Consider the following 10558-nt stretch of genomic DNA (forward strand, 5'->3'; position numbering starts at 1 on the left):
GGGAGCGACTGGCTATCTCCCCGCCAGCGCGCGCTTGACTTCCTGCCCGAGGTCGATGACCGACATGGCGTAGTAGCTCGACCAGTTGTAGCGCGTGATGACGTAGAAGTTCTCCGTGCCGGCCACGAAGGTCGGCGCCTCGCCGCCGTTCTGAAGCTCGACCAGCGCGAGCGGCCCCTGGTGCTGCAGCGCCTCGCCCTCCAGCACCGCACCTTTGGCCTGGAAGCTTGCCACGCTGAAGGTCGGCAGGATGTCGGGCGCGAGCAGGGCGTCGAGGTCGAGCTTCGCGCGGTCGAAGCTCACGGGGTAGTGCGTCGGCATGCCCGTGATCCAGCCGTAGCCCTTGATATAATTCGCCACGGAGCCGATCACGTCGGGCGTGCTGCGCACCAGGTCGATCTGCTTGTCGTCGTCGTAGTCGATGCCCCAGCGCGCGAGGCTGGTCGGCATGAACTGCGGCATGCCCATCGCCCCCGCATAGCTGCCGCGCGCGCGCAGCGGATCGGTCTTCGCCGTGCCGTGGAGCGCGAGGAACTGCTCGAGCTCGCCGCGGAAGTACGTCGTGCGCTCCGCCGCGCGCGGATGCGAGGTGGGGAAATCGAAGGCGAGCGTGGCCAGCGTGTCGAGCACGCGGAACGATCCCATCTGCTGGCCGTAGATCGTCTCCACGCCGATGATGCCCACGATGATCTCGGCGGGCACGCCGAACTCTTTTTCCGCGCGCTCCAGCGTCGCGCGGTTCTCCTGCCAGAACCTCACGCCCGCGCCGATGCGGATGGGGTCGATGAAGCGGCTGCGGTAGACGCGCCAGTTCTTCGCCGTGCCGGCGGGCGCGGGCTGCATGAGCCGCACGACGGACGGAAGCTTCTGCGCCTGGCCCACGATCTCGCGCGTCCAGGCCGGGTCGAGCCCCTTGCGGATGGCGATGTCCTCGGCGAACTTCATCGCGTCATCGCGACTGGCATAGGGCGTGCCGCGGGGCCCGGCCTGCTCGGCGGCGGGGGCGGGCTTCTTGCGCGAGGACTGTTGCGTCGCGGCTTGCGCCCACGCCGCATGCGCGGCGGCGACAAGGACGAGGGCGACGAAAGGCGATCGGAATTTCACTGCGGCCAGACGAGTTGGTTGAAGCGGTGCCGCAGCGCGGCAAGGTTCGCCGACGGCGCCCGCGAATAGCGTTGCGCCTCCAGCATGAGCAGCCATTCGGCCAGAGCGCGGCCCGATTCGCCGAAACGGTCGGTGACAAGCGTAGCGATCTGGCGCGGCGGTGCGGTGGCGGGAACTTCCAGCCCGGCCTTCCCGAGCCGGCGCCGCGCGGCCCCGAGCAGGCGCAGCCACGGATCGTGTTGCGCCTTGTCCCACCAGCTCCAGCCTGCGCCGAGCAACGCCACGCCAACGATGATCGCGAGCAACACGTAGCTCAGGTCCTCCCAGCTCGGCGACTCGAAGCCGAGGTTCTTCAGCAGGTCGAGCTGCTTGCTCTGCGTGTAGTTGAGGATCCACTGGTTCCAGCTGTTGTTCAGGGCCTCCCAGGCCGCGCGCAGGTTCGCGGCGAGGTTGGGGTCCACCGTCGCGATGGTCGATGCGATCACGCCGCGCGGCGCCTGCAGGCGCTGCAGCGCGCCCACGCGCAGCGGCGCCACCGCCTCGGTGGGGTCGACGCGCACCCAGCCCTGGGGGCCGAGCCAGACCTCGGTCCACGCGTGCGCGTCGCTTTGCCGGATCGTCCAGTAGCCGTCGACCGGATTGCGCTCGCCGCCCTGGTAGCCGGTGACGATGCGCGTGGGGATGTTCATCGCGCGCGTCAGGACCGCGAATGCCGAGGCGATGTGCTCGCAGAAGCCTTCCTTCTTGTCGAACCAGAACTCGTCGGCCGTGTGCTGGCCGTACACGCCGGGCTCGAGCGTGTACGAATAGCCGCCGCTCGCCAGGCGCTGCATCGCCGCGCGCACGAGCGCCGCGCGGTCCGCGCCGGGGCCGGCCTCGCGGCGGATGTCGGCTGCGAGCTGCAGGGTGCGCGGATTCAGGCCCGCGGGGAGCTCCAGGTACTCCGGCAGAACGCCCGCGATGGTACTCGGCCCGTGGCGGAAATCCGGGTAGCTCTCGGCCCGGTAGCGCAGCAAGTCGGTGACGAGCTTGAGCGAGAGCCATTGCAGCTCGCCGGTTATGATCGATTCGAGCCCCTCCGCGCGCGGCGGCTGCGTCGCCGCGTCGAGCACGAGCAGCCACGGCCGGTTGTGCGGCTCCAGCGTCACCTCGTAGCGCAGGGGCGGACCCTGCACGCGCAGTTGCGGATTGAACCAGGTGAGCGAGCGCTGCGCGTAGCGCGGCGTGAGCGGGCGCCACTCGCGGCCATCGAAGTTCGAGAGCACGGGGCCGCGCCAGTACAGGTCGTTCTGCAGCGGCACGGCGTCGAAGAAACGCGCCCGCATCGCGACGCTCTCGTCGAGCGCGAGCTTCGCGACGGTGCCGATCTGCATGTTGGCCGAGAGGCCGCTTCTGCCGGTCATCGCGTCGCCGGGAATGCCCCACAGCGGCGCGAAGCGGGGGAACAGCACGAACAGCACCGCCATCACCGGCGCGCCGAGCAGGGCCATCCAGGCGGCGGTCTTCGCGGCTTCGGAAAGCGGCGGCCGTCCCACGGGCAGGTGCGCGTTGACGAGCGCGGTGAGCAGGCCGAGCAGGCCGATCAGCATCGCGGCGGCGAGCGCCAGCGACTGCGAGAAGAAGAAGTTGGTGAGCATCGTGAAGAAGCCCAGGAAGAAGACGACGAAGGCGTCGCGCCGCGCGCGCAGTTCCAGGGTCTTCAGGGCGAGCAGGATCACGATGAGCGTCACGCCCGCGTCGCGCCCGAGCAGCGTGCGGTGCGTGAGGAAAGTCGCGGCGACGGCGAATGCGAGCAGGCCGAGCAGCCACCACTTGCCCGGCAGCGGCTGCCCGCGCACGGCGAGCGTGCCGCGCCACGCGAGCACGGAGGCGGCGAGCAGTCCGCACCACCAGGGCAGGTTCGCGGCGTGGGGCAACATCACCCAGCCGATCACGACCAGCAGAAACAGCGTGTCGCGCGCTTCTCGCGGCAGCGACGCCGCCCGCTGGCGAAGGGCGTTCAACATAGCGCGAGCGCCTCCAGGCACCGGCGCTTGTGCGCCTCGCCGCTCGCGGGCGCGATGTCCTGCCCCGGCAGGCGCAGCCCGTAGTCGGTGCCCAGCTTGTCGGCCTGCAGCACCCAGGCCGCGAGGCGCGAAAGGCGATGCTCCTTCTCGGGCGGACCGGCCTGCGCGTAGTCGAGCCAGAGCTCGTAGCGTTGCGCCTGCATCGTGTCGCGGCTCACGAGCTCGCCCGTCTTCGCGGCCTTTTTCCACACCACGAGCTTGAGCGGGTCGCCGCGCCGATACGCGCGCACGCCCTCGAACTCGCCGCTCGTCTGCGGCCGTGTCGCCGCGGCGCCGCCCGCGCGCGGCTCGCCCGGCGGCAGCGGCGGCGGGAAGGCCTCGGGCGCCGGATACACCATCACCTGCGCGGCGGGCCGCCACACGGTCCACACGCGGAAGGTGCCGAGCGGAAAGCGCGTCTCCGCCGTGAGCGGCGGCACGCGGTGCAGGCCGCGCCGGTCCGGCCGGAACGCGACGTGGACCGTGCAGGTGCCTTGTGCGGGCACGTCGCTCCAGGCCCAGCGGTCCTCGCGCGATTCGTCGAGCACGGCCAGGCCGATGCCGTGCCGCGTCGAGCGGCGCGTATTGGTGAGCACCACGGTGAGCATGGCCGCCGCGCCCGCGAACTGCGCCTCGGGCTGCGCGAGGTTCATCGTGAGCCCGCGCAGCGTGCCGTGGCACACGTGCATGCCGACGGCGGCGCTGCCCGCGAGCAGGAAGGTGAGGAGGTAGCCGAGATTCAGCTGGTAGTTGATGGAGCCGATCAGGAGAACCAGCAGCGTCGCGACCAGCATGAAGCCGGGCCGCGTGGGCAGGATGTAGACGTTGCGCTGCGTGAGGGTGGTGGTATCCGAAAGCGGCAGGCGCGCCTGCCACCACGCGCGGAACTTGCTGCGTGCGAAACCGACCGGATTCAGCGCGGACGCCGTCACGGCAGCGCCACCCCTTCCAGCATCGCCTTCACCTGCTCGATCGGCCCGCGTCCGGCGTCGCCGACGGGGATGAGCCGGTGCGCCACCGTCTGCGGAAAGATCGCCTGCACATCGTCGGGCGCCGCGTAGTCGCGTCCCGAGAGCAGCGCCTGCGCCTTCGCCGCGCGGATCACGGCGATGCCCGCGCGCGGCGAGAGGCCCTGCAGGAACCAGCGGCCCGAGCGCGTCGCCGCCACCAGGTCCTGCACGTAATCGAGCAGCGCGTCGGCCGCATGCACGTCCAGCACCTTCTGCTGCAGCGCCATCAGCTCGACGGGCGACAAGGTGTTGCCCAGCCGCTCGATCATGTCGCGGCGATCGACGCCGTTGAACAGCTCGCGCTCGGCCTTGCGGTCCGGGTAGCCGAGCGAGATGCGCATGAGGAAGCGATCGAGCTGGGACTCCGGCAGCGCGAAGGTGCCCAACTGGTCGTGCGGGTTCTGCGTGGCGATCACGAAGAAGGGCGAGGGCAGCGGGCGCGTCTCGCCTTCCACCGTCACCTGTTTCTCCTCCATGGCTTCCAGCAGCGCGCTCTGGGTCTTGGGGCTCGCGCGGTTGATCTCGTCGGCCAGCAGCACCTGCGCGAAGATCGGGCCGGGGTGGAAGATGAAGGATTCGCGGCCGCGGTCGTAGATCGACACGCCCGAGAGGTCGCTCGGCATGAGGTCGGCCGTGAACTGCACGCGCGAGAACTGCAGGCCGAAGGCGCGCGCGAGCGCATGGGCGAGGGTCGTCTTGCCGACGCCGGGAACGTCCTCGATCAGCAGGTGGCCCCCCGCGATCAGGCAGGCCACGCAGTCGCGGACCTGGGAGGGTTTGCCGACGATCACCGTGTTAAGCTGGTCGAGGAGCGTTTCGAGTTTTCGTTGTGCTGCATCCATGGGCATGACGTTATCCGAATTTTCCTTGCAGTGAACAAGGCCGAAGAGGCGAAGAGACGAGTATGGCGGCGACCCGGACCGGTTATTTCACCCACCCCGACTGCCGGCGCCACGACATGGGGCGCGGCCATCCCGAGTGCCCGGAGCGGCTCGACGCGATCGAGGATCGTCTCATCGCCTCGGGCCTGGGCGATGCGCTCGAGCGGCGCGAAGCGCCGCTCGCCTCCGTCGACGCGGTGCAGCGTGCCCACACCGAGAGCCACGTGGCGACCCTGCACGAGTTGGCGCGGGAAGTGGCCGACGACCCCGATGGCCTGCGCTACATCGACCCCGATACCGCCATGAATCCGTACAGCCTGTCCGCCGCCTTGCGTGCCGCGGGCGCGGCCGTCGCGGCGACCGATGCTGTCATCGGCGGCGAACTGAGCAACGCGTTCTGCGCCGTCCGCCCGCCGGGCCACCATGCGTGCCGCGCCCGGGCCATGGGGTTCTGCATGATCAACTCGGTGGCGGTCGCGGCGCTGCACGCGCTGGACCATCATGGCCTGAAGCGCGTGGCCGTGGTCGACTTCGACGTCCATCACGGCAACGGCACCGAGGACATCCTGGCGGGCGACGAGCGCGTGCTGATGGTCGGCCTGTTCCAGCATCCCTTCTATCCGTACACCGGCACGCAGCCCCTGGCCGGGAACATGGTCAACATCCCCGTGCCCGCGTACACGAAGGGCGAGCCGATCCGGCAGGCCATCGTCCAGAGCTGGCTGCCGCGCCTCGAAGCCTTCCGGCCCGAGATGATCTTCATCAGCGCGGGCTTCGATGCGCACCGCGAGGACGACCTGGGGCAACTGGGCCTGGTCGAGGCCGACTACGTGTGGATGACCGAGCGCATCAAGGAGGTCGCGGACAAGTACGCGAAGGGGCGCATCGTGTCGTCGCTGGAAGGCGGCTACAACCTGAGCGCGCTCGGGCGCAGCGTCGAGGCGCACGTGCGCGCGCTGGCGGACCTGTAGGGGCCGGCCGCGGGCATGGACGTTCTCGCGCGACTGCTGCGCAACCTGGGCCACGCCGGCTTGCAGTGGGAAATCGCTGCGCTCGCGGGCAGCCTGGCGCTCGCGTGGCTGACGGCATGGGCGGCTGGCCGCCGACGCGGCGCGGCGGGCGAGGGCGCCGCCGTGGGCGAGCCGGCACACGGTGTCCAGGCCCGCATTCAGCACCTTGTCGGCGCCGACTCGGTCTGGTTCGGCAAGGCCACCGTCGACGGTCTCCTGTTCCCGCTGCTGGCGCTCGCGCTGGTGTTCGGCGCACGCGCCATGCTCGCGCGCTACCAGCCCGTGCCGCTGCTCGCCATCGCGATTCCCATGCTGCTCGCGCTTGCGGGCATCCGCTTCATCGCGCGCATCCTGGCCGTGGTGTTTCCCTCGTCCGGCTTCGCGCGGTCCGTCGAGCGCGTCTTCTCCTGGATGGCCTGGCTCGCCGCCGTGCTGTGGATCCTCGGCCTGCTGCCCGTCGTCGTCGACGAGATGGAGAAGATCCAGTTCGCCGCCGGCAAGGCGAAGATCAGCCTGTTGTCGCTGTTGCAGGGCATCCTGTCGGCCGGCGTCGTGCTCATGGTGGCGCTGTGGGTGTCCGCCGCGCTCGAGAAGCGGGTGCTGCGCGACGCGGTCCACGACCTGTCCTTGCGCAAGGCGTCGGCCAACGCGATCCGCGCGTCCCTGCTGCTGGTCGGCCTGCTGCTCGCGCTGTCGACGGCGGGCGTGGATCTCACGGCGCTGTCGGTGCTCGGCGGCGCGCTCGGCGTGGGCATCGGCTTCGGCCTGCAGAAGCTCGCGGCCAACTACGTGAGCGGCTTCGTCATCCTCTTCGAGCGCAGCTTGCGCATCGGCGACAGCGTGCGCGTCGACAACTTCGAAGGTCTCGTGGTCGACATCAAGACGCGCTACACGCTCATCCGTTCGGCCAACGGCCGCGAGTCCATCGTGCCCAACGAGAAACTCATCACCGAGCGGATCGAGAACCTGTCGCTCGGCGACACCAAGGTGCTGCTGTCGTCCGACGTCTCCGTCGGCTATTCGAGCGACGTCGACGTGGTGCGGCGCATCCTCGTCGATGCCGCCGTGTCGGTGAATCGCGTCATCGCGGAGCCCGCGCCCTCGGCGCGGCTGGTCAACTTCGGCCTGCATGGCCTGGACTTCACGCTGTACTACTGGATCGAGGATCCGCAGAACGGCCAGGTGAACGTGAAGTCCGACGTGAACATCGCCCTGCTGAACGGCCTGCGCGCGGAGGGCATCGAGATTCCGTATCCGCAGCAGGTGGTCCACAGGGCCGCCGCGCCGCCGCTCACTTCATCAACGAAGGCAGCCACAGACTGAGCTGCGGAAACGCGATCAGGATGGCCAGCACGCCGACCATGATCGCGACGAAGGGCCAGCAGCCGCGGAAGATCTGCTTCAGGCCCACGCCGGGCAGCAGCGAATTGATGACGAAGAGGTTCATGCCCACCGGCGGCGAGATCAGGCCGATCTGAACGATCATCACGATCAGCACGCCGAACCACACGGGATCGAAGCCGAGGCCCGTGACGATGGGGAAGAACAGCGGGATGGTGAGCAGCACCATCGTGAGCTCCTCCATCACCGTGCCGAGCACGACGTAGATCCCCATCATGGCCACGATCACCATCGTGGGCGACAGGCCCGAGCTCGTGATCGCCTGTTTCAGGTCGCCGGGCATCGAGGTGAAATTCACGAAGTTGGCGAACACCGTCGCCGCGATGAGCAGCGTGAAGAGCATCGCGGTCGTGCGCGCGGACTCGACCAGCACGTCGAACACGATGCGCATCGTGAGCCGGCCGCGCAGCAGCGCGAACACGAACGCGCCGAACGCGCCGAAACCCGCGCCCTCGGTGGCCGTGAACAGTCCGCCGTAGATGCCACCCAGCACCACCACGATCAGCACCACCACGCCCCAGATGCCGCGCATCGCCCGCCAGCGATCGGGCCACGACGTGCGCTCTCCGGCCGGCGCATGCTCGGGGTCGCGCGAGGTGATGAACACGATGCCCGCCATCAGCAGCGCCGCCGTCAGCAGGCCGGGGATCACGCCCGCGGCGAAGAGCTTGCCGATGTTCGTCTGCGTGACGATGCCGTAGATCACCATGATGGTCGACGGCGGAATCATGATGCCCAGCGTGCCGCCCGCGGCCATGGCGCCGGCGGAGAGGGACTCGCTGTAGCCGAGTTTCCGCATGGAGGGATACGCCACCTTGCTCATGGTCGCCGCGGTGGCGATGGACGAGCCGCAGATCGCGCCGAATCCGGCGCACGCGGCGATCGTCGCATGCGCAAGCCCGCCCCGCTTGTGACCGATGAAGGCGTAGGCCGCCTGGAACAGCTCGTGCGCCAGGCCGGCGCGCGCAACGAAATTGCCCATGAGGATGAAAAGCGGAATCACGGACAGCGTGTAGGCGAAGCCCGTCTCGTGCACGACCTGCGCCATGCTCGCCATGGCCGGCTGCCAGCCGACGTGCAGGCCGATGCCGCAGAAGCCGACGATGCCCATCGCGAACGCGAGCGGCACGCGCAGGACCGCGAGCAGGAAGATGCAGCCGAAGCCGATCATCGATTCCGTCACAGCGCGGCCCCCTCGCCCTCGGCCCTGTCCACCGGAGGCTTCGCGACCATGAAGAGGTGGACGAGACCCGTGAGCGCGCACAGCACGCCCATGCCGTAGATGAAGGGCGCCTTCGGGATCTTGAGCTGCGCGGTCGTCTCGCCGGTCTCGGTGAACTGCGCGCCGGTGCGCAACATCAGCCAGCCGAGTCCGATCAGCAGCACGGCGCAGAGCAGGTGGACGGCGACGGACTGCAGTTTGCGCAGCCAGCCGGGCAGGTAGGGGTCGAGCGAATCGAACTCGACGTGCTCGCCGCGGTTCGACACCAGCGGCAGCGCGCCGAAGATCACGACGACCATCAGCAGCTCGGTGATCTCGAGCGAGCCGGGGATCGAGTGGTTGGCGAACTTGCGGCCCATCACGTCGAAGAACGTGAGCACCATGATCCCGAACAGGGCCAGGCCCGACAGCAGGCCGCAGGCCAGCTCCAGCAGCTTCTTCATCGTATTCCTTGCGCCCAAGACAAAGGCGGCAAACTCGTGCCGCCTTTGTAGCAGAGCGTCGGTGTCGTCGCGGGACCTATTTCGCCGCCTTCGCGATTTCGGCGCGGAACTCCGCCATCACCTTCGCCGCGTCCTTCAGCCCCTTGGCTTCGGCGTCCTTCACCCATTGCTGCTCGAGCGGGGAGGTCTTCACCTTCATGTCGGCGATGAACTTCGCGTCGGCCTTCACGACCTGGACGTTGTTCGCCTGCATGAGGCCGTGCGCCACGCGATCGGCCTTGTCCCACTGGCGGCCGATGAGCCGCGCCAGCACTTCGCCGGACGCGGCATCGATGGCCTTCTTCTCGGCCGCGCCCAGCGCGTTGTACTTGGCCGGGTTCATGAAGAACGCGAAGCTGGTGTTGTACAGGCCGCCGGGGAAGATGGTCGCGTGCTTGATGATCTTGTCGATCTTGAAGCCCTCGATGGACTCGGCGGGGAAGAACGTGCCGTCCATCACGCCGCCGGAGAGCAGCTCGTACGATTCGGGCGCGGGCTTCAGCGTCGCGTTCATGCCGACGGCCTTGCCGATGTCGTTGATCATGCCGCCGCCAACGCGCCACTTGAGGCCGAGCAGGTCTTCCATCTTCGTCACCGGCTTCTTGGTGTTGAAGATGATGCCGGGGCCGTGCGTGAAATAGGCGAGCACCTTCACGCCGGGATGCTCGGCGGTGAACTGCGGGTGCTTCGAGGCGACGCGGTTGAAGGCGACCGAAAGCGACTCCGCGGAGTCGCCGAGGAAGGGCACCTCCGCCATCTTGGTCAGCACGAAGCGCCCGGGCGTGTAGCCGTGGACGGTGAACGACACGTCCACGAGGCCGTTGCGCACCGCGTCGTAGGTGCCCGGCGGCGTGGAAATGTGGCGCGGGAGGATGTTGCACTTGACCTTGCCCGCGGAATTCTTGTCCACGAGGCCGCACCATTCGTTGAGCGACACCGTGAGCGCGTGCGTCGGGTGGATCCAGCTCGAGGCGGTAAGCACGGTCTGCGCCGACACGTGCGGGACTGCGAACGCGGCGAGCGCGGCCAGGCAGGCAAGATGTTTTCTCATGGGAAGACGCTCCTTGGAAGTCTTCGCCAATGTAAGCGCGCGGCTTCGCCGTGCCGGTCCTGAGTTACCCGCATGGGGGGGCACGTCTCCACCTATAATCGCGAAATAGAACGCTCGTTCTTTTTTCGAGGTCTCTGGCGGTACCACGCGGGCCTCATAGAATTCCAGTTTACGTAAACGTCAATTCCCCCCGCGGGCAGGAGCCAGGCCATGAAGGTCCTCGTAGCAGTCAAGCGAGTCATCGATTACAACGTCAAGGTCCGCGTCAAGTCGGACGGCACGGGCGTCGATCTCGCGAACGTGAAGATGAGCATGAACCCGTTCGACGAGATCGCCGTCGAAGAGGCGGTGC

Annotated in this window: 9 protein-coding genes and 1 pseudogene; 3 read left to right on the forward strand and 7 right to left on the reverse strand. The window is 68.5% G+C overall.

Annotated elements, in window-relative coordinates; all coding sequences use genetic code 11:
* Positions 1–12: 12 nt before the first annotated feature.
* Genes mltB through AB7E83_RS24190 form a run of 4 tightly spaced genes read right to left on the reverse strand, consistent with a single transcriptional unit; the run spans position 13 to position 5001 of the window.
* A complete protein-coding gene (gene mltB, locus AB7E83_RS24175) occupies positions 13–1104 on the reverse strand; it encodes a lytic murein transglycosylase B (RefSeq protein WP_428573392.1) in 1092 nt (363 codons plus the stop codon).
* On the reverse strand, positions 1101–3110 hold the full coding sequence (locus AB7E83_RS24180; RefSeq protein WP_428573393.1) for a transglutaminaseTgpA domain-containing protein: 2010 nt from the start codon (positions 3108–3110) through the stop codon (positions 1101–1103). The genes mltB and AB7E83_RS24180 overlap by 4 nt, the downstream gene beginning before the upstream one ends.
* On the reverse strand, positions 3104–4081 hold the full coding sequence (locus AB7E83_RS24185) for a DUF58 domain-containing protein (protein WP_428573394.1): 978 nt from the start codon (positions 4079–4081) through the stop codon (positions 3104–3106). The genes AB7E83_RS24180 and AB7E83_RS24185 overlap by 7 nt, the downstream gene beginning before the upstream one ends.
* Entirely contained in the window at positions 4078–5001 is a 924-nt protein-coding gene (locus AB7E83_RS24190; protein WP_428573395.1) for an AAA family ATPase, read from the reverse strand. Before AB7E83_RS24190 ends, AB7E83_RS24185 begins: the two co-directional genes overlap by 4 nt.
* Before the next feature lie 62 nt (positions 5002–5063).
* Between AB7E83_RS24190 and AB7E83_RS24195 the strand changes: the two genes are divergently transcribed.
* Positions 5064–6011: a histone deacetylase family protein gene (locus tag AB7E83_RS24195; protein WP_428573396.1), complete on the forward strand. Its 948-nt coding sequence runs from the start codon at positions 5064–5066 to the stop codon at positions 6009–6011.
* Between the two features lie 15 nt (positions 6012–6026).
* Positions 6027–7373: a mechanosensitive ion channel family protein gene (locus AB7E83_RS24200; RefSeq protein ID WP_428573397.1), complete on the forward strand. Its 1347-nt coding sequence runs from the start codon at positions 6027–6029 to the stop codon at positions 7371–7373.
* On the opposite strand, the gene AB7E83_RS24205 is transcribed toward AB7E83_RS24200, so the two are convergent.
* The 3 genes from AB7E83_RS24205 to AB7E83_RS24215 all read right to left on the reverse strand — a co-directional run bounded on the left by AB7E83_RS24205 (position 7342) and on the right by AB7E83_RS24215 (position 10206).
* A complete protein-coding gene (locus AB7E83_RS24205) occupies positions 7342–8634 on the reverse strand; it encodes a TRAP transporter large permease (RefSeq protein WP_428573398.1) in 1293 nt (430 codons plus the stop codon). The genes AB7E83_RS24200 and AB7E83_RS24205 overlap by 32 nt on opposite strands.
* On the reverse strand, positions 8631–9116 hold the full coding sequence (locus AB7E83_RS24210) for a TRAP transporter small permease (protein WP_428573399.1): 486 nt from the start codon (positions 9114–9116) through the stop codon (positions 8631–8633). The genes AB7E83_RS24205 and AB7E83_RS24210 overlap by 4 nt, the downstream gene beginning before the upstream one ends.
* 76 nt (positions 9117–9192) lie before the next feature.
* Positions 9193–10206 (reverse strand): TRAP transporter substrate-binding protein, encoded by a 1014-nt coding sequence (locus AB7E83_RS24215; RefSeq protein WP_428573400.1) that lies wholly within the window; start codon positions 10204–10206, stop codon positions 9193–9195.
* Between the two features lie 210 nt (positions 10207–10416).
* Here AB7E83_RS24215 and AB7E83_RS24220 point away from each other — a divergent pair.
* A pseudogene (locus tag AB7E83_RS24220) lies at positions 10417–10558 on the forward strand (electron transfer flavoprotein subunit beta/FixA family protein); the annotation flags it as partial.

The sequence above is a fragment of the Ramlibacter sp. genome, assembly GCF_050250995.1.
Taxonomy (GTDB): domain Bacteria; phylum Pseudomonadota; class Gammaproteobacteria; order Burkholderiales; family Burkholderiaceae_C; genus Ramlibacter.

Bases quoted from the DNA above. Each gene is read 5' to 3' on its own strand.
- AB7E83_RS24180 (WP_428573393.1), bottom strand. From the start codon at position 3,110: ATGTTGAACGCCCTTCGCCAGCGGGCGGCGTCGCTGCCGCGAGAAGCG.
- AB7E83_RS24190 (WP_428573395.1), bottom strand. From the start codon at position 5,001: ATGGATGCAGCACAACGAAAACTCGAAACGCTCCTCGACCAGCTTAAC.
- AB7E83_RS24195 (WP_428573396.1), top strand. From the start codon at position 5,064: ATGGCGGCGACCCGGACCGGTTATTTCACCCACCCCGACTGCCGGCGC.
- AB7E83_RS24200 (WP_428573397.1), top strand. From the start codon at position 6,027: ATGGACGTTCTCGCGCGACTGCTGCGCAACCTGGGCCACGCCGGCTTG.
- AB7E83_RS24210 (WP_428573399.1), bottom strand. From the start codon at position 9,116: ATGAAGAAGCTGCTGGAGCTGGCCTGCGGCCTGCTGTCGGGCCTGGCC.
- AB7E83_RS24215 (WP_428573400.1), bottom strand. From the start codon at position 10,206: ATGAGAAAACATCTTGCCTGCCTGGCCGCGCTCGCCGCGTTCGCAGTC.